Source organism: Duganella sp. CF402, assembly GCF_900109645.1.
Taxonomy (GTDB): Bacteria; Pseudomonadota; Gammaproteobacteria; order Burkholderiales; family Burkholderiaceae_D; genus Rugamonas.
Window position 1 is genome coordinate 753,468 of sequence record NZ_FOBG01000002.1, and the last position, 18,859, is coordinate 772,326.

The 18,859-nt window shown below is 64.9% G+C and carries 11 protein-coding genes; 5 read left to right on the plus strand and 6 right to left on the minus strand.

Features of this window, described 5'->3' with window-relative positions; genetic code table 11:
- Positions 1-91: 91 nt before the first annotated feature.
- Positions 92-3,163, plus strand: a complete 3,072-nt coding sequence (locus BMZ70_RS21415; protein WP_092279227.1) for a ligand-binding sensor domain-containing diguanylate cyclase — start codon at positions 92-94, stop codon at positions 3,161-3,163.
- Here the strand turns inward: BMZ70_RS21415 and BMZ70_RS21420 are convergent.
- Positions 3,160-3,978 (minus strand): crotonase/enoyl-CoA hydratase family protein, encoded by an 819-nt coding sequence (locus BMZ70_RS21420; RefSeq protein ID WP_229205529.1) that lies wholly within the window; start codon positions 3,976-3,978, stop codon positions 3,160-3,162. The genes BMZ70_RS21415 and BMZ70_RS21420 overlap by 4 nt on opposite strands.
- Before the next feature lie 112 nt (positions 3,979-4,090).
- Here BMZ70_RS21420 and BMZ70_RS21425 point away from each other — a divergent pair, with 112 nt between their 5' ends.
- From BMZ70_RS21425 to BMZ70_RS21440, 4 genes are all read left to right on the plus strand, one after another.
- Positions 4,091-4,555: a (2Fe-2S)-binding protein gene (locus tag BMZ70_RS21425; RefSeq protein ID WP_092279229.1), complete on the plus strand. Its 465-nt coding sequence runs from the start codon at positions 4,091-4,093 to the stop codon at positions 4,553-4,555.
- 11 nt (positions 4,556-4,566) lie between these two features.
- Positions 4,567-6,675 (plus strand): xanthine dehydrogenase family protein molybdopterin-binding subunit, encoded by a 2,109-nt coding sequence (locus tag BMZ70_RS21430; RefSeq protein WP_092279231.1) that lies wholly within the window; start codon positions 4,567-4,569, stop codon positions 6,673-6,675.
- A gap of 122 nt (positions 6,676-6,797) precedes the next feature.
- Positions 6,798-9,593: a valine--tRNA ligase gene (locus BMZ70_RS21435; RefSeq protein WP_092279233.1), complete on the plus strand. Its 2,796-nt coding sequence runs from the start codon at positions 6,798-6,800 to the stop codon at positions 9,591-9,593.
- A gap of 87 nt (positions 9,594-9,680) precedes the next feature.
- Positions 9,681-10,376 carry a VPLPA-CTERM sorting domain-containing protein gene (locus tag BMZ70_RS21440; protein WP_092279235.1) on the plus strand — a complete coding sequence of 232 codons (696 nt, stop codon included), beginning with the start codon at positions 9,681-9,683 and terminating at the stop codon, positions 10,374-10,376.
- 3 nt (positions 10,377-10,379) lie between these two features.
- On the opposite strand, the gene BMZ70_RS21445 is transcribed toward BMZ70_RS21440, so the two are convergent.
- The 5 genes from BMZ70_RS21445 to BMZ70_RS21465 are packed head-to-tail and all read right to left on the minus strand — an operon-like array spanning position 10,380 to position 18,854.
- Positions 10,380-11,348, minus strand: coding sequence for a threo-3-hydroxy-L-aspartate ammonia-lyase (locus tag BMZ70_RS21445; RefSeq protein WP_092279237.1), 969 nt, complete (start codon positions 11,346-11,348; stop codon positions 10,380-10,382).
- 19 nt (positions 11,349-11,367) lie between these two features.
- The gene (locus BMZ70_RS21450) at positions 11,368-11,994 is read right to left on the minus strand and encodes a helix-turn-helix transcriptional regulator (RefSeq protein ID WP_092279239.1); all 627 of its coding nucleotides are present in this window, start codon (positions 11,992-11,994) and stop codon (positions 11,368-11,370) included.
- A gap of 19 nt (positions 11,995-12,013) precedes the next feature.
- Positions 12,014-13,726 (minus strand): ATP-binding response regulator, encoded by a 1,713-nt coding sequence (locus BMZ70_RS21455; RefSeq protein WP_207231578.1) that lies wholly within the window; start codon positions 13,724-13,726, stop codon positions 12,014-12,016.
- Positions 13,723-14,877: a response regulator gene (locus tag BMZ70_RS21460; protein WP_092279241.1), complete on the minus strand. Its 1,155-nt coding sequence runs from the start codon at positions 14,875-14,877 to the stop codon at positions 13,723-13,725. The genes BMZ70_RS21455 and BMZ70_RS21460 overlap by 4 nt, the downstream gene beginning before the upstream one ends.
- Positions 14,874-18,854: a response regulator gene (locus tag BMZ70_RS21465; protein ID WP_092279243.1), complete on the minus strand. Its 3,981-nt coding sequence runs from the start codon at positions 18,852-18,854 to the stop codon at positions 14,874-14,876. Before BMZ70_RS21465 ends, BMZ70_RS21460 begins: the two co-directional genes overlap by 4 nt.
- Positions 18,855-18,859 lie beyond the last annotated feature (5 nt).

Below are 18,859 nucleotides of genomic sequence, written 5' to 3' on the forward strand. Positions count from 1 at the left end.
CCTCGCGGTGGCGCGCCGATTATAAACCTTGTTGCCGGCGAAGTGGCAAAAATCCTACAGTGGCGTGTATCGGCTCAGGTATAGTGTCTGCATGCCACACAGCAACGCTCCACACCGCCCCGCCCTGCTGCCGCGCGTGCTCGCCGCGCTGTGCCTGGGGTTGCTCGTTTCCATATCCACCGTGCCGGCGCGCGCCGGCAGCGGCGAACGCTGGGCCGAGCTGAGCCATACCTCCTTCAAGCGCCACCTCCAGAACGACGTCAGCAGCGGCCTGTGTTTCGCCCAGGATCGCCAGGGCTTTCTGTGGATCGGCACCCAGGCCGGGCTGGTGCGATGGGATGGCAACCGCGTGGTCAAGTACGTGGCCGACGCCGCGCGCGAAGACGCCCTGCCCGACAGTTACGTGATGAGCTTGCACATCGACAGTCAAGGGCAGCTGTGGGCCGGCATGAGCGCCGGTGGCCTGGTCCGCTACGATCCGCAACACGACAATTTCGTGCGCTACCGCGTCACCAACACCGGCCTGCGCGATCCGCGCGTGGCCGACATGGCCGACGATGGCAGCGGCGGCTTGTGGATCGCCACCGGCAGCGGCCTCGACCACCTGGCCGCCGACGGCCGCTTCACCCGCCAGGGTGAGCGCTATGACGCCGGCGCGCTGCCGCGCGGTGGGCTGGAGGCGCTGTTGCGCGACGCCGACGGCACCTTGTGGGCCGGCAGCCGCCGCGGGCTGTTCCGCCTGCGCCAGGGCCAGCCGGCCCAGCAGGTGCTCCTCGGCGGCAAGCCCGCCATCCCGATCAGCAAGCTGGTGCGCGACAGCGGCGGCAGGCTGTGGATCGGCACCCGCACCAGCGGCGCCTTTGTACTGGGTCCCGACGGCCAGGACGCGGCGCTCGCCGGGACCAGCGCGGCCCCACTGCGCGAGAGCGGCCCGGTGTCGACGCTGGGGCAGGAGCGGGTATCCTCGATCATCGAGGCGGCGCCCGGAGAAATATGGCTCGGCACCGACGGCGCCGCCGGCGGCATCGTGGTGGTCGACGCCCAGCATCATCTCACCCACCGCATCCACCACCGCGCCGACACGGCCGACACGCTGGCCGACAACGACGTCATGGCCATGTTCCGCGAGCGCAGCGGCGTCATTTACGCGTCCCACATGTCGAGCCTGAGCCAGCATGCGCCGCAGCCCAACGCCATCGCCACCGTGCGCCATCTGGACGCCGGGCGCGGCGGCGCCCTGAGCGTGCCGAGCATGCTGGTGGCGCCGGACGGCCGGGTGTGGCTGGGCCTGATCAGCGGCGGCGTCGCCATCATCGATCCCGAGCACGGCGTCACTGGCAGGATCAGCCCGGCAAGCGGGCTCGGTCAGGGGCGCGTGCTGGCCAGCACCATCGGTCCCGACGGCGAAATCTACATTGGCACCCAGCATGGCTTGTTCCGCGCCAGCGCCGACGGCCGGCGGGTCGAGCGCGTGGCGCTGCCGCAACCGCGCGAGGAGCAGGAAGTGTGGGCCCTGGCGCTGCAGGGGCGCACCCTGTGGATGGGCGGCCTGGACGGCTTGTGGGCGCTGGAACTGCCGCCCGGCGGCGGCATGCCGCACCTGCTGCGGCACGAGGACAAGGCGCTGGGCGATGCCCGCGTGACCGCCATCCTGCCGGCGGGCGACGAGGTGTGGGTGGGCACCCGCACCGGCCTGGCGCGGGTCGGTCCCGACCGGGTCGAGGCGATCCCGACCGAACTGGCCGCACCGGACCGGCTGCCGCCCGGCTATGTGTCGTCGCTGATGCTGGACCGCCAGGGCCGGCTGTGGCTGTCGAACTTCGGCACCGGCGTGGTCATCCTGGAGCGCACCGACGCCGATGGCCGACGCCGCTTCCGCCGGCTGGGCATGCAGCAAGGCCTGCCCGACAGCGGCGCCAACAAACTGCTGCAGGACCGCAACGGCATGGTCTGGGCCAGCACCGACAACGGCCTGGCGCGCATCGACCCGGCCACCCTCGCGGTGCGCGCGCTCGGTCCCGGCGAGGGCGTGCACGTGCCGACCTACTGGACCAATTCCGGCGCCGTCACCCACGAGGGCGAACTGCTGTTTGGCGGCCTGTCCGGGTTCAGCGTCATCATGCCGCAGGCGCTGTCGGAATGGCATTACACGCCGCCGCTGGTGGTCACCCGCGTGCTGCTCAACGACAAGGAAATGCCGATCGCCCCCTACAACGCGGGACTGGGCAAGCAGGCGCCGCCAATCACCGTCACCACCGTCGCGCGCGAGCGCGGCTTCTCGCTGGAGTTTGCCGCGCTCGACTATTCCGCACCGGAGCGCAACCACTACGCCTACCAGCTCAAGGGCTTCGACACCAACTGGGTGCAGACCGAGGCCTCCTCGCGCCGCGCCAGCTACAACAACCTGCCGCCGGGCGACTACGTGCTGCAGCTGCGCGGCTCGAACCGCAACGGCGACTGGGCAGCGCCGCTGGAAGTGCCGGTGCGGGTGCTGCCGGCCTGGCACCAGCGGCCGCTGGCGCGGGCCGGCATGGGCGCGTTGGTGCTGCTGCTGGCCGCCGGCCTGGTGCATGCGCGCACCGCCTACCTGCGCCGCCGCCAGCGCGAACTGGAGGCGATGGTGGAAACCCGCACCGCCGAACTGCGCACGATCCAGGCGCAACTGGAAACGCTGGCCTATGGCGATCCGCTGACGGGGCTGGCGAACCGCCGGCTGTTCAGCGACGAACTGCGGCACCTGGTGGCGCAAGCCGAACGCGGCGGCGAGCACTTCACGCTGCTGCTGATCGACCTCGACCGCTTCAAGCCGGTCAACGACACCTTCGGCCACGACGCCGGCGACGCCCTGCTGGTGGCCACCGCCGAGCGCCTGCGCGCGGCCGTGCGCGAGGCCGACCGGCCGTTCCGCCTGGGCGGCGATGAGTTTGCCGTGCTATTGAGCCAGACCCGCGACCGCGAAACGCTGGAGCCGGTGTGCGCGCGCATCCTGGCCGATCTGGCCGCGCCGTTGCGGCATGGCGATGCCATGATTGAAATCAGCGCCAGCATCGGCGCCGCCGTGTATCACAACGGAGACAACCACGAGCAGCTCTACAAGCGCGCCGACCTTGCGCTGTACGATGCCAAGGCCGCCGGCCGCAGCACCTGGCGCCTGGCGACCTAGTCCTTGAAGGTTGGCACCGACTTGCTCATGCCGGCCATCATGGCCGCTTGCAGGTCGGCCGACATCAGCATGGCCGCGTTCCAGGTGGCGACGTAGTTCAGGCCATCGGCTACCGTGTGGTCGCGTGCGTAGTTGATCATTTCTTTCACACCGCGCACCGACAACGGCGACTTGGCGGCGATGCTGGCCGCAATCTCGCGCACGCCTTCGCGCAGCGCTTGGGGCGATTCGAACACGCGGTTCACGAAGCGCATCTCTTTGGCCTCGGCGCCGTCGAACTTGCGCGCGGTGTAAGCCAGCTCGCGCGCCATGCCTTCGCCGATCAAACGCGGCAAACGCTGCAAAGTGCCCACATCGGCCACCATGCCGATATCGATTTCCTTGATGGTGAACCACGCATCGGAAGAGCAGTAGCGCATATCGGCGCAACTGATCAGATCAATGCCCCCGCCCACGCACGCGCCATGCACGGCCGCCAGCACCGGCTTGCGGCAACGCTCAAGACTCGTCAGCGTATCCTGCAAATCAAGAATCACGCGGCGCAGGTTTTCGCGCGTGCGGCCATCGCATTCGTCGCGCACTTGCGCGCCCACGCCCATCATCATCTGCAGGTCGATGCCGGCGGTGAAGGCCTTGCCCTCGCCTTCCAGGATCGCCACACGAATGTCAGGCGTCTCGTCGACAAAGCGAAACGCAGAACGAATGTCATGCCACATTGCAAGATTCATTGCATTCAGCTTATCCGGGCGATTCAGGCGGATGGTGGCCACGTGGCCGTCAACGGTGATGCTGACTGCCTCAAACGATGGAATCATGCGTGTCTCCTTTTGGTTGGTAGCCACATATTAGCGGTCTGAACGGATTCTGTCGTAGAGGAAATACGCTATTATTTGAAGCCCGTGACATGCGTATTCCTGGAGGATGGACATGACAACAAAGTTCAAGCTTAACGGCAAGGAAGTCACCGTGCAGGCCGAGCCGGACACCCCGCTACTCTGGGTGATCCGCGATGAAATCGGACTGACCGGCACCAAGTTCGGTTGCGGGATGGCGCTGTGCGGCGCCTGCACCGTCCACCTCGATGGCGAACCGATCCGCTCCTGTCAGACGCCGGTCTCGGTAGCCGCCGGCAAACAGGTCGCCACCATCGAATCGCTCTCCAAAGACAATTCCCATCCGCTGCAAAAAGCCTGGATCGCGCACGACGTGCCGCAATGCGGCTACTGTCAATCGGGCCAGCTGATGAGCGCCGCCGCCCTGCTGCGCACCAATAAAAATCCCAGCGACGCGGATATCGAGAACGCCATGAGCGGCAATATCTGCCGCTGCGGCACCTACAACCGCATCCGCGCCGCGATCAAGACTGCGGCCGCCGAAATGCGCAAGGCGTAAGGGAGACGGCCATGACGACGAATCGCAGGGACTTCCTGAAAACCTCCGCAGGGCTGACGCTGGGCGTTTTCCTGCCCACGCTGGCCGCACAGGCCGACGCCGCCGGCACGCTGCACACGCCCAACGCCTGGGTCCACATCGCCGACGACAACACCATCACGCTGCTGTCGGCCCGCTCGGAAATGGGCCAGGGTGTGTACACCTCCATGCCCATGCTGATCGCCGAAGAGCTCAACGTCGACATCCGCAAAATCAAGGTGGAGATCGCGCCGGTGGCGCCGGTCTACGTCAACGCCCTGCTGGGCGGGCAGCTGACCGGCGGCTCGACCTCGGTGCGCGAAGGCTGGGAAAAGCTGCGCATCGCCGGCGCCCAAGTGCGCATGATGCTGATCGCCGCCGCTGCAGAGCAGTGGAAAGTGGACGCTACCAAGTTGACCGCCGCCGACGGCAAGGTGACCGGCCCCGGCGGCAAGAGCGCCACCTACGGCCAGCTGGCCGCAGCCGCCGCCAAACAACCGGTGCCGGAAAAAGTCACGCTGAAAGATCCCAAGGATTTCAAGATCATCGGCAAGCCCACCAAGCGGCTCGACACGGCCGGCAAAGTGAACGGCACGGCCGAATACGGCATCGACGTCAAACTGCCCGGCATGGTGTACGCCTCGCTGGAACAATGCCCGGTCATCGGCGGCAAGGTGGTGAGCTTCGACGCGAGCAAAGCCAAGGCCATGCCCGGCGTGATCGACGTGGTGCAAATCCGCGACGGCGTGGCGGTGGTAGCCGACAGCTACTGGCGCGCGAAGAAGGCCCGCGACGCGCTGACCGTCAAATGGGACGACGGCCCCGGCGCGCGCATCGACAACGCCGCCATGAAAGACGGCATCCGCAAAGCTGCCGATGCCACCATCCCGATCAAGAAAACCGGCGACGCGACGGCAGCGCTGGGCAGCGCCGCCAAGAAACTGCAAGCCGAATACTGGTCGCCGCTGCTGGCCCACGCCACGATGGAGCCGCAGAACTTCACCGCCCACTACAAGGACGGCAAGTGCCTGGTGATCGGCCCGGCCCAGTTCCAGCAAGGCACGCAGGGCAACGTCGCCAACGCGGTCGGCCTCAAGCCGGAAGACGTGACGGTCAAGACCACCTTCCTCGGCGGCGGTTTCGGCCGTCGTCTCGAATACGACTTTGCGGTGCAGGCGGCCGAGATTTCCAAAGCCGTCGGCAAGCCGGTCAAGCTGCTGTGGACGCGCGAGGACGACACCACCCACGACTTCTACCGCCCGATGGCGCTGCACCGCATGGCCGGCGGCCTCGATGCCGCCGGCAAGCCGGTGGCGCTGACCTTGCAACTGACCTCGCAATCGGTGACGCAGCGCGCCTTCGGCCTGCCGAAAGGCACGCTCGATCCCTTCATGGCCGAAGCGGCCGTGGTCGGCTACGACATTCCCAACATGACGGCGGAATTGATCGAGCATGACAGCGGCCTGCGGGTCGGCTACTGGCGCTCGGTCAGCCACGCGCTGAACGCCTTTGCCAACGAAAGCTTCATCGACGAGATGGCGCACGCGGCCAAGAAAGATCCCTACCAGTTCCGCCTGGCGCTGCTGGACAAGCAGCCGCGCTTTGCCAAGGTGCTGAAACTGGCGGCGGAAAAATCCGGCTGGGGCAAGCCGCTGCCGAAAGGCCACTATCGCGGCATCGCCCTGATGGAAGGCTACGACACCTACATGGCGCAGGTGGCGGAAATCTCGGTGAAGGACAACGCCATCAAAGTGCACCGCGTGTGGGTCGCCGCCGACTTGGGCCGGATGGTCAATCCAGACACGGTGGAAGCGCAGATCCAGTCCAGCATCGCCTTCGGCCTGACCTCCACGCTGGGCGCCGAAATCACGCTCGACAAGGGCCGCGTGCAGCAGACCAACTTCCACGACTACCCCATCCTGCGCATGAACGAGATGCCGAAAGTGGACGTGACGCTGGTGCCGAGCACCGAAAAGCCGGGCGGCATCGGCGAGCCGGCCACCGCGCTGATCGGCCCGGCGGTGGCCAACGCCCTGTTCGCCGCCACCGGCAAACGGCTGCGCAAACTGCCGTTATCTTCGGAGAACATACAGGCAGCGTGACGCAAAACCAGCAAAAATAGCAAAAAGACCACGCAATTACGCGGCAGGCCGTGCCAGTTTCCAGCGCACGGCCTGCCGCGTCATTTATAATGGTCGTTTCGCCAAATTTAAATCTGGAAATCATGGAATTAGCCAAGTCTTTCGAGCCTGCCGACATTGAACAATTCTGGCGCAGCGAGTGGGAGTCGCGCGGTTACTACACCGCCACCCTCGACGCCGGCAAACCTTCTTTCAGCATCCAGCTGCCGCCGCCGAACGTCACCGGCACCCTGCACATGGGCCATGCTTTCAACCAGACCATCATGGATGGCCTGACCCGCTACTACCGCATGCTGGGCCACAACACCGCCTGGATTCCGGGCACCGACCACGCCGGCATCGCCACCCAGATCGTGGTGGAGCGCCAGCTCGACGCGCAGAAAATCTCGCGCCATGACCTCGGCCGCGAAAAGTTCATCGAAAAAGTCTGGGAGTGGAAAGAGAAATCCGGCTCCACCATCACCGGCCAGATGCGCCGCCTGGGCGCCTCGCCGGACTGGAAGCGCGAATACTTCACCATGGATGCCGAGCGCTCCAAGGTCGTGACCGAAGTGTTCGTGCGTCTGCACGAGCAAGGCCTGATCTACCGCGGCAAGCGCCTGGTCAACTGGGATCCGGTGCTGGGCACCGCTGTCTCCGACCTGGAAGTGGTGTCGGAAGAAGAAGACGGCTCGATGTGGTACATCAAGTACCCGCTGGCAGATGGCAGCGGTTCGCTGACCGTCGCCACCACCCGTCCTGAAACCATGCTGGGCGACGTCGCCGTGGCGGTGGACCCGACCGACGAACGCTACCAGCCGCTGGTCGGCAAGATGCTGACGCTGCCGCTGGTCGGCCGCGAAATCCCGATCATCGCCGATGAATATGTCGACAAAGCCTTCGGCACCGGCTGCGTGAAAATCACCCCGGCGCACGACTTCAACGACTACGCCGTCGGCCAACGCCACAAACTGGCGATGCCGTCGATCCTGACGCTGGAAGCCAAGATCGTTGACGACGCGCCGGAAGCCTACCGTGGCCTGGACCGCTTTGAAGCACGCAAGAAAATCGTCGCCGACCTGGAAGCGCAAGGCCTGCTGGAAGAAGTCAAAAAGCACAAGCTGATGGTACCGCGCGGCGACCGTACCGGCGTGGTCATCGAGCCGATGCTGACCGACCAGTGGTTCGTCGCCATGAGCAAGCCAGCGCCGGAAGGCACCTTCAATCCGGGCAAATCGATCGCTGAAGTGGCGCTGGAAAAAGTCGCTACCGGCGAAATCAAATTCGTGCCGGAGAACTGGAGCACCACGTACAACCAGTGGCTGAACAACATCCAGGACTGGTGCATCTCGCGCCAGCTGTGGTGGGGCCACCAGATCCCGGCATGGTACGACGACGCCGGCAATATCTTCGTCGCCAAGACCGAAGAAGAAGCCAAGGCGCAAGCTGCGGCCAAAGGCATCACCGCGCCGCTGCGCCGCGACAACGACGTGCTGGACACCTGGTTCTCGTCCGCGCTGGTGCCGTTCTCGACCCTGGGCTGGCCGGAAGAAACGCCGGATATCAAGGCCTTCCTGCCATCGTCGGTGCTGGTGACCGGCTTCGACATCATCTTCTTCTGGGTGGCGCGCATGGTCATGATGACCGCGCACTTCACCGGCAAAGTGCCGTTCGAAACCGTGTACGTGCACGGCCTGGTGCGCGACTCGCAGGGCCAGAAAATGTCCAAATCCAAGGGCAACACGCTGGACCCGATCGACCTGATCGACGGTATCGGCGTGGAAGCGCTGGTGGAAAAACGCACTACCGGCCTGATGAACCCTAAGGCTGCGGAAAAAATCGCCAAGGCCACCCGCAAGGAATTCCCGGAAGGTATCGCTGCCTACGGCACCGACGCGGTGCGCTTCACGATGGCCTCGTACGCCTCGCTGGGCCGCAACATCAACTTCGACCTGGGCCGCGCCGAAGGCTACCGCAACTTCTGCAACAAACTGTGGAACGCGACCCGCTTCGTGATGATGAACACCGAAGGCAAGGATTGCTCGGCGTCGGAAGCCGACCTGTCGAACGCCGACAAGTGGATCATCTCGCTGCTGCAGAAAGCCGAGCTGGAAGTGGCCAAGGGCTTCGAAGACTACCGCTTCGACAACATCGCCTCGGCCATCTACAAGTTCGTGTGGGACGAGTACTGCGACTGGTATCTGGAAGTGGCCAAGGTGCAGGTACAAAGCGGCACCGAAGGCCAGCAGCGCGCTACCCGTCACACCCTGCTGCGCGTGCTGGAAGTGGTGCTGCGTCTGGCGCATCCGGTGATTCCGTTCGTGACCGAAGCGCTGTGGCAAGCCGTTGCGCCGCTGGCCGGCAAGACTGGTGACTCGATCATGATGCAGCCGTATCCGATCGCCAACACCGCCAACATCAATGAATCGGCCGAGGCGTGGATGCAGCAGTTGAAGGCGCTGACCGATGCGACCCGTAACCTGCGCGGCGAGATGCAACTGTCGCCGTCGCTGCGCGTGCCGCTGATCGTTGAGCCGGGCAATGCCGAAGAGAAGGCGGCGATGGAAGGCTTTGCGCCTTACGTGCAATCGCTGGCCAAGCTGGCGGAAGTGCAGATCGTCGACGCGCTGCCGGATTCGCCGGCGGCCGTGTCCATCGTCGGCACGACCAAGCTGATGCTGAAAGTGGAAATCGACGTCAAGGCCGAGCGTGAGCGTCTGACCAAGGAGATCACCCGTCTGGAAGGCGAGATCAACAAGGCCAACGGCAAGCTGTCGAACGAAAGCTTCGTGGCGCGCGCGCCGGCCGAAGTGGTGGCGCAGGAGAAAGAGCGCGTTGCCAACTTCAGCGCCACCCTGGAGAAAATGCGCGAGCAGATCGCCAAGCTGCCAGCCGCATAAATCAACGCCATAGGTCGCGAACAACTGTTGACATTAAATCATTGATAATGTTTTAATGCTATTTCTACAATTTTATTGGGGAATGGCATGAAAAAACTTATCGGGTTGCTCGCCGGCCTGCTGATGCTAGCCTCGGCCCACGCCGAAATCGTCAGCTTCGACTTCACGGCCAAGATCAACGTCTTGCGCGAAAGTGGGGGCCGCGGAAATGTCACCGACGTCCTGACCAGCTCCAAAGCCGGCATTGTCTATACTATTGGCGACATAATTCACGGCCACTTCGATTACGATACGTCGACCGGCCTGAGCTACTACGGGCCAGCGGCACCGGGCGGTTCGTACGCACAGTACGATGATTCCACAGGGCACAACTCGCTGTCGGCAGCCAACTCGTTGGCACCGATCCTAGCGCCGGTGCCACGTCCGATCTCGCTGCAAGTGTCTAACAACGTCCCAAACGGCTGGGGCGACACTTTCTCCATCTTCCGTAGTGGCGACTACGGCGACGGCAAGACACAATTCTCGTCGGTGGAGTTCAACGACAGTACCGGCCATTGGCTGAGCAATGTGGCCATCCCGACCGCCGCTCAATTGAGTGGTGCCAGCTATGCCTTGTTCAGAACCCACTACTACCTCTCGGACTACGACAGCACGCTCGACGTGAGCGCCACCATCATCTCACTGACGCCCACCTCCGCCGTGCCGGAACCTGCCAGCTATGCGATGCTGCTGGCCGGATTGCTGGCTCTCTCCGCCATTGCACGGCGCCGCCGGAACGGCTAAGGCTTACCCGGCCAGCAGTTCAGCATAGCGGGGGATATCGACATTTCCCCCGCTGATGATGATGCCGACGCGCTTGCCTTGCAGCTGGTCCTTCATCGCACGCGCAGCAGCCAGGCCGAGGCAGCCAGTCGGCTCCACCACCATCTTCATCCGCTCGGCAAAGAAGCGCATTTCAGCACGCAGCTGTTCATCGCTCGCCGTTAAAATATCGTTCACATCGCGCTGAATAATCGGGAACGTCAGGTTGCCCAGGTGCTGGGTCTGCGCGCCGTCAGCAATCGTTTTCGGCGTATCAATATGCACGATGCTGCCGCTGCGGAATGACTGCTGCCCGTCGTTGCCCGCCTCCGGCTCCACGCCATAAATCGTCGCATTCGGCGACAGCGCGCGCGTCGACAGCGCCGTGCCAGCCAGCAGACCGCCACCGCCCAGTGGCGCAAACACAAAGTCCAGCGGCCCCACTTCTTCCAGCAACTCCTTGGCCGCCGTGCCCTGCCCTGCAATCACGTCAGGATGATCGTAGGGCGGAATCAAGGTCAGGCCATGCTTGGCCGCCAGATCACGGCCGATCTGCTCGCGGTCTTCCTTGTAGCGGTCATAAATCACCACCTGCGCGCCATAGCCCTTGGTGGCCGCAACCTTGGCCGCCGGCGCATCATGCGGCATGACGATGGTGGCAGGAATACCCAGCAGCCGGGCCGACAGCGCAATCGCCTGCGCATGGTTCCCCGACGAAAACGCCACCACGCCAGCCTTGCGCTGCTCCGGCGTGAACCTGGCCAGCGAGTTGTAGCCACCGCGGAATTTGAACGCGCCCATGCGCTGCAAGTTCTCGCACTTGAAGAACACTTCGGCCCCCAAGGCTTCGTTGATGGTGCGCGAGGTCTGGACCGGCGTCGCATGCGCCACACCGGCGATGCGTTCGGAAGCCGCAACCACGTCGGCAAAGGTAGGGAGTGTCAGTTCGCTCATGATGGATTCCTGTAGTGGATTAGCGCGCGTCGTTGTACACGGTGGCGCGGGATACGTTGAGATAGGCGGCGACGATGTCCATCGCCCGCCGCACGTCGCTCAGGCCAGCTTCCTTCAGCTCGCGCATCAGGGCCTTGCGCTCGTCGGCCTTCAGCGCGCGCGGCGTGCTGCCGAGACGTGCAGCGAATTGGTCGATGCGCTGGCGGATCGCATCCGCCCCGCCCGGCGCCATCGTCTCGCTGACGGCTGCCGCCGCATCCACGCTGCCAAATTGGGTCAGCATGGTGTTCAGGCTGCGGAATACGGTGAGGTCGACATTCATGCACAACGCGGCCACATACTGGCCCCGGCTGTCCTTGATGCCGATCGAGGTACTCTTGGCCAACCGGCCATCGGGGAAGGTGTTGGGATAGTTGGCAATCACCTGCTCAAAGGCCGGATCGGCCGCGCGCGCGAGACCCAGCTCGGTCGCCGGCGCGCCCACGCTGCGTCCTGACAGGTTGTTGTGGATGGCCAGGATGGCATGCTCCGGCTCGGTCAGGTCGTGCAGCACCACTTCGCAGAACGGCGCCAGCGTCTTGCCCAGCCCTTCCGCCACGTGCTGCATCTGCGCCAGCAGGTTTTGATGTTCGGTGGATTTTTTCATCCACACATTTTATCTTATTTTAGACATTCCGTTTAGTTGGCAGCGTAATGGTGATGACGGTGGTATTGCTGGCGTCGTCGGTTTGCATGGCGATGGTGCCGCCCTGCGCTTCGGTCAACAGGCGTGCCGAATAGGTGCCCAGCCCGGTGCCGTCGTGTTTGCCGGCGGTGGCGTATTTGTCGAAGAAGCGCTCGCGGATGGCGGCCGGCACCACGCCGCTGTTGGTGATGGCCACCGCAATCTGTTCGCCGCCGCTGACCGAGACCGTCACGGTGGAATCGAACAGCGCGGCTTCGCAGGCGTTTTTCAGCAGGTTCTGGAAGATCGAGTAGCAGAACGTCGGGTCGCCGGACGCGACCGGGTTGCCTGCCGCCTGCACCACGATCTGCAAGCCTTTCACCTTGAACGCCTGGCGCGTTTGCGCCGCCAGTTGACCGAGCACGTGCACCACATGCACCGGCTGCGGGCGCAGCTCGAAGCGGCCGGTTTCAATCTTGTAGATTTCGGCCGACAGGTTAATCATGTGCAGCGCTTTCAGTGCTGCCTGCTCGGCCAGCAGCGCCTGTTCCAGCTGGTCCTGCGACAGCGACTCGCCATCGGCGATGCCCTGCACCAGCCCGATCACGGCGGCCAGCGCGCCTTTCAGGTCGTGGCGCGTGATGCGTTCGACTTCGTCTTTCATGCGCGCGATTTCCATCATGGCGTCGTAGTTGGCCTGTGTTTCGCGTTGCAGTCCAACGTAGCGCATGAAGTTGCGCGTGCGCAGGCGCAGCGCTTCCGGGTCGATCGGCTTGGTGACGAAGTCGACCGCCCCCAGTTCCATGCCGCGCAGGCGGCTGGCCTCGTCGGCCAGCGCGGTGACGAAGATGATCGGGATCATTTCGGAAGACGGATGGCTGCGCAGCTGGGCCGCCACCTCGAAGCCGTCCAGTCCCGGCATCATGACGTCGAGCATGACCAGGTCCGGTGGCTCATCACTCTGGCAAATGGCCAGGGCTTTCTCGCCGTGGTGGGCAATCTTGACCCGGTAGGTGTCCTTGAACAGGGTGGACAACAGGTGCAAATTGTCGGGCGTATCGTCCACCAGCAGGATGGTGGGACGGGCCGGTGCGGCAGCGTGTGGCGCGGCGGCAGGACTTGCGGAAACCGGCACGACCAGCGGCGCGGCAACCGGAATTGCTGCCAGCGGCGCAACGGCCGGGGCCGGCGCAACCGGCACCGCCGCCACCGGCGCAGCACCAGCCGGCGCCGCCTCGGCGTGCGGGGCGGTGGCCGGTTCGCTGGCCTCCGGGCGCGGGATGCGGCTGAAGGCGCGCTCCAGCCGGTCGGCAAACAAGCCCGCTGAATAAGGCTTCACCAGCAATTCCGACACGCCCGCATCGATCGCCTGCTGCACCCGCTCGCGCTCGGCCTCGGCGGTAATCATCATGAACGGGATGCCGGCCACCCGGGCGTTGGCGCGCACCGTCAGCAGCAGCTGCAGCCCCGACATCACCGGCATATTCCAGTCAGAGATGATGATGTCGACTTGCTCGCTGCCGAGGATGCGCAGCGCTTCCGCACCGTTGGCCGCTTCCAGCATTTTCTTCGCGCCGAGCTGGCGCAGCTGGTTGATGGTGATGCGCCGCATGGTGTCAAAGTCATCCACGATGAGGAAGGTGGACTGTTCGATGCGGCGCATGTACGCCGCCTCACGCTGCTGGTTGGATAGCCACGGCGCCGAGGTGCTCATGATTGGTTCCCCGCCAGTATGTCGAGGCGTTCTTTTTTCTCCGCCATCACCTCGTCGGAATCGTGGAAGCGGGCCGCGATGGCGCGGAATTCATCCACCAGCTCGACGAAGGCATCGACCATGTCCGGGTCGAAGTGCGAGCCCTTGCCGTCGATGATGATCTGCACCGCCTTCTCGTGCGGCATGCCCTCCTTGTAGACTCGGCGGCTGATCAGGGCGTCGTAGACGTCGGCCACCGCCATCAGCCGCGCCGACACCGGGATGGCGTCGCCGGCCACGCCTTCCGGGTAGCCGCTGCCGTCCCACTTCTCCTGGTGGCCGTAGGCGATCTCCTTGGCCAGCGCGAGGAACGGCACGCTCATGCCCAGCGAGGCCTCGGCGTGGGCGATGGCGTCGCGGCCCAGGGTGGTGTGGGTCTTCATGATCTCAAATTCGTGCGGCTCGAACTTGCCCGGCTTGAGCAGGATGCGGTCGGGGATGCCGACCTTGCCGATGTCGTGCAGCGGCGCCGACTTGAATAGCTGCTTGATGTAGCTGTCGGTCAGCGTGGCCTCGAAGCGCGGGTGGTGGCGCAGTTTCTCGGCCAGCACCTTCACGTAGTACTGGGTGCGGCGGATGTGGTTGCCGGTGTCGGTGTCGCGCGTTTCCGCCATCGAGGCCATCGCGAGGATGGTCACATCCTGGATCGCCACCACTTCCTGCGTGCGCGCCGATACCTCGTTTTCGAGGAAGGTGTTCTGATCGCGCAGGAAGTCGGCGCTGTCCTTCAGCAGCAAGTGGTTGCGCACGCGCGAAAGGGCGATCGGCGGGCTGATCGGCTTGGTGAGGTAATCGACCGCGCCCAGGTCCAGCCCCATTTTTTCCGCGTCCACATCGGTCTTGGCGGTCAGGAAGATGATCGGGATGTCGCGCGTGGCAGGATCGGCTTTCAGGCGGCGGCAGACCTCGTAGCCATCCATCTCCGGCATCATGATATCGAGCAGCACCAGGTCCGGCTTGGTCTCCGACTGCGCGATGCGCAGCGCCTTCTCGCCGCTGTTGGCGATCTTGATCTTGTACAGGTCCTTGAGCAGGTCGTTCATCAGCACCAGGTTGTCCGGTGCGTCGTCCACCAGCAGGATGGTTTTCTTGGCGATCAGGGTGTCAGTCATGTCGTGGTTTCCTTCTCATTTAGCGCCTCTTCCAGCGCGGCCAGGGCCGCGTCGAGATCAAGGTCGGACAAACCGTTTTGTATGCGCTTCCAGTGCTGCGGCCAAGCCGCGCGGAACAGGTCGAGGTGTGATTCCCAGAAGTCGGCGGCGGACGAATCGCTGTCGGCCAGCAGGGCCCTGAATTGCTGCGCCTTCCCTCCAAGCTCGGCCGGGTCGATGGCGAGGGTGGATACAGGCGCGGCAGGCGTTGCCGTGTCCAGTACGCGCAGCGCAGCGATGACCGGGTCCAGCTCGTGCAGCACGGCGGCCGTCAGCGGTTCCAGCTGCGCCGCCGCTGCCCCCTGCCCGCACGCCGTTTCCAGCGACTGCGCGGCCGCTTGCACGGCGCGCGCGCCGATATTGCCGGCCATGCCCTTGAGCGTGTGGGCGCTGCGCGTGGCAGCCGTGGGGTCGGCTCCGGCCAGCGCGCTGGCAAAGGCCGCGCCAAAGCCGGCTTGGCTGTCGCGGAATTTCACCAGCAGGCGCCGGTACAGGGCCGGGTCGCCCATCGAGGTGGCCAGGCCGGCCTTCATGTCGATGCCGGCCAGCGCCGGCAGGGATGGCACCGCGCCGGCATCGGCGCCGGTCCCATCGAGGTCGGCCCGCGGCTGCCCATGCAGCGGCTTGATCCAGCGCGCCATAGTGGCGAACATGCCGCCCACGTTGATCGGCTTGGCGATGTGGTCCTGCATGCCGGCGGCCAGCACCTTCTCGTGATCGCCGGCCATTGCGTTGGCGGTCATCGCGATAATCGGCAGGCCGTCAAATTCCGGCATGGCGCGCAGCGCGCGCGCGGCCGTGTAGCCGTCCATCACCGGCATCTGGCAATCCATCAGCACGCCGTCGAAGCGGCGGTCCTGGGCCAGGATGTCCAGCGCCTCTTGCCCGTGGTTGGCCAGCACCACCTCGACGCCAGCCTTGTTCAGCAGGTCGATCGCCAATTCCTGGTTCAGGTCGTTATCCTCCACCAGCAGCACGCGCGCGCCGTTCAGCCTGGCGATCGCCTCGCTGTGCTGCTGGTGCTTGCCGACCGCGCGCGTCTCGACAATGGCGCCCTTGCCCAGCGCCTGCCCCACCGCTTCCAGCAGCGTCGAGGGCGTGACCGGCTTGGTCAGCACCAGGTTCATCTCGACACCGCGTTCCAGTGCGCTCGACAGCGCGTCCTCGCGGCCGTAGGCCGTGACCATGATGACCGCCGGCAGGCGCGCCAGCTCCACCTCGCGCAGCCGGCGCACGGTCTCGATGCCATCCATTTCCGGCATCTTCCAGTCCATCAGCACCACGTCATACGGCAGCTTGCGCTGCTCGGACTGACGCACGATCTCCAGCGCTTGCACGCCGCTCCATGCCACGTCGACTTCCAGCCCGAAAGTGCGCGCCATCGTCGACAGGATCTCGCGCGCCGAGGCATTGTCGTCCACCACCAGCACGCGCACGCCGGTCAGTTCGTCGGCGCGGAACATGCGGCGCGGCTTGTTCTCCAGCTGCTTCTCGAAGCGCACGCGGAAGTGGAAGGTGGTGCCCTGCCCCGGCACGCTGGCGATCCAGATCTCGCCGCCCATCAACTCCAGCAGGTTCTTGCAAATCACCAGGCCAAGGCCGGTGCCGCCGTACTTGCGGGTGGTGGAGGCGTCGGCCTGGCTGAACGACTGGAACAGCTTGCTGCACTGTTCCTCGCTCATGCCGATGCCGGTGTCGCGCACCCAGAAGTGCAGCTCCACCGAAGTGTCGTCGGCCGACTGCTGCTCGACGCCGAGCACCACCTCGCCCTTTTCGGTAAATTTCACCGCGTTGTTGCCGAGGTTGACCAGCACCTGGCCAATGCGCAGCGGGTCGCCGATCAGGTTCATCGGCACGCGCGGGTCGATCTGGAACAGCAGTTCCAGGCCCTTGTCCTCGGCCTTCATGGCGATCAGGTTGGCCAGGTTGTCGAGCACGTCGCCGAGGTCGAAGTCGACTTTTTCGACCGTCATCTTGCCCGCCTCGATCTTGGAGAAATCGAGGATGTCGTTGATGATGCCGAGCAGGTTCTCGCCGGCGCGGTGCACCTTCTCGACATAGTTGCGCTGCCGCTTGTCGAGGTCGGTTTGCAGGGCCAGGTGCGACATGCCGATGATGGCGTTCATCGGCGTGCGGATCTCGTGGCTCATATTGGCCAGGAAGTCGCTCTTGGCACGGGTGGCGGCCAGCGCCGCCTCGCGCGTGATGCGCAGCTCGTCCTCGGCCGCCTTCTGCGCGGTGATGTCCTGGTAGGCGCCGTACATATAGAGCGGCTCGCCGCTCTGGGGATCGCGCTCCAGCTTGCCGAAAGTGTGGACCCAGATCACGCGGCCATCGGCCGGGCGGCGGTAGGCATACACGGTGTCGTACAGCTCGTACTGGCCATCCAGCGTGGCCAGGTAGCGTGCCACGGTTTGCTTGGCGCCTTCCGGGTCGGCCTCCTCCAGCCGCGCCAGCCATTCCGACTGGGAGTCGTAGCGGCCGTCGGCCCTCGGCGGCTCTCCCAGCAGGCTGGCGGCGCGCGCCGACTGGTAGTAATAACCGGGATCGCTGTAGTCGATATACCAGTAGCCGCTGTCGGTCAGGTCGAGCGCGATATCGGTCAGGAAGTTGGTGCGGCGGATTTCTTCCAGCAGCGTGCGCGTTTGCACGTTGCGCTCCATGATCTCGAGGTTCATGGCGATGATGGGCAGCGCGCCGTCCAGTAGCGCCTGCGCCCGGTCGTCGTAGGGTTGCAGCGTTGCCAGCTCCATCACGGCCAGCACGCGCTCGTTGCGCTGCACCGGCAGGATGGCGATGCTGGACGGCGTGGCCTCGCCCAGCGCGGAACCGATGCGCAGGTAATCGGCCGGCGGCGAGCGCAGGATCATCGGCATGTGCTCCAGCACGCATTGCCCCACCAGCCCCTCGCCCGGTGCGATATGCTGCTTGCCGCCGGCCTCGCCGCGACAGGCATAGCCGGCGATCAGGTCCAGCCCGTCGCTGCTGTTCAGATAAAGGGCCGCGTGCCCCAGGCCTATCAGCGGCGCCAGCACCGCCAGCGTGCGCGCGGCCATTTCCTCGTGGCTGGCCGCCGACTGCAGTTCGTTCGACAGCGCCGCCAGGTTGGCCTTGAGCCAGCGCTGCGTATCGACCTTGAGTGCCTCCTGCTGCAGCACTTCGATGGCGCGCGCCAGTTGCCCGATCTCATTGGGATAATCGGTGAGCGGAACCCTGCGCGCCAGATCGCCCTGGGCCAGGCCCTCGACGGCGGCGCGCAGGCGGTTGGCAGGCAGGCGCACCGAGCGCGACACGAGCAAACTGAACAACACCCCGGCCGCGATGCTCACCACCAGCACCCAGTAGGTCAGCTGCGTTTCATCGCGCGCCAGCGCCAGCATTTCCTCGATCTGCTTGCTGGCGCCGACTTCTTTCAACTCGGCGATGCTATTGAGCGCATCGTTGGCCTGCACCCCGTAGTTCTGGAATTCCACGTCGGACACGATGTTGCGCGCGGCCTCGACATTCCCCTCCTTCAGGTAGCCGATCGCCGCGTTGTAACCCTGGTTGTAGTGCGCGTAGGCTTCGTCGAACGTGGCCAGGCTCTTCTTGTTTTCATCGCGGAACACGCGCGGCCGGATGTCGAGCAGCGCGCGATCCAGCTTGCCTTGCGCCTCGCTCACCAGCGCCATCGCTTGCTCGCGGGTGTGCATATTGGGTGCCAGGATGGCCTGGCGCACGGCGCGGCCGCGCTGCGCAAAGTAAATCAGCGCGTCCTTGGTGCCGGAGATGCCGAGCAGGTCGTCGCGGTAAATGCTGACCATGTCCTCGCTCATCTTCTCGTGCATCTTGATGTAGTGCAGTCCGAACACCAGCAAGATCAGCAAGCTGCCACCGAAACCCAGCGCGAGCTTCACGCCCAGTCCGAGTTTTTCCAGGCGATTGAATATTCGTAACACGTTCT

Bases quoted from the DNA above. Each gene is read 5' to 3' on its own strand.
- BMZ70_RS21415 (WP_092279227.1), top strand. From the start codon at position 92: ATGCCACACAGCAACGCTCCACACCGCCCCGCCCTGCTGCCGCGCGTG.
- BMZ70_RS21420 (WP_229205529.1), bottom strand. From the start codon at position 3,978: ATGATTCCATCGTTTGAGGCAGTCAGCATCACCGTTGACGGCCACGTG.
- BMZ70_RS21425 (WP_092279229.1), top strand. From the start codon at position 4,091: ATGACAACAAAGTTCAAGCTTAACGGCAAGGAAGTCACCGTGCAGGCC.
- BMZ70_RS21430 (WP_092279231.1), top strand. From the start codon at position 4,567: ATGACGACGAATCGCAGGGACTTCCTGAAAACCTCCGCAGGGCTGACG.
- BMZ70_RS21435 (WP_092279233.1), top strand. From the start codon at position 6,798: ATGGAATTAGCCAAGTCTTTCGAGCCTGCCGACATTGAACAATTCTGG.
- BMZ70_RS21440 (WP_092279235.1), top strand. From the start codon at position 9,681: ATGAAAAAACTTATCGGGTTGCTCGCCGGCCTGCTGATGCTAGCCTCG.
- BMZ70_RS21445 (WP_092279237.1), bottom strand. From the start codon at position 11,348: ATGAGCGAACTGACACTCCCTACCTTTGCCGACGTGGTTGCGGCTTCC.
- BMZ70_RS21450 (WP_092279239.1), bottom strand. From the start codon at position 11,994: ATGAAAAAATCCACCGAACATCAAAACCTGCTGGCGCAGATGCAGCAC.
- BMZ70_RS21455 (WP_207231578.1), bottom strand. From the start codon at position 13,726: ATGAGCACCTCGGCGCCGTGGCTATCCAACCAGCAGCGTGAGGCGGCG.
- BMZ70_RS21460 (WP_092279241.1), bottom strand. From the start codon at position 14,877: ATGACTGACACCCTGATCGCCAAGAAAACCATCCTGCTGGTGGACGAC.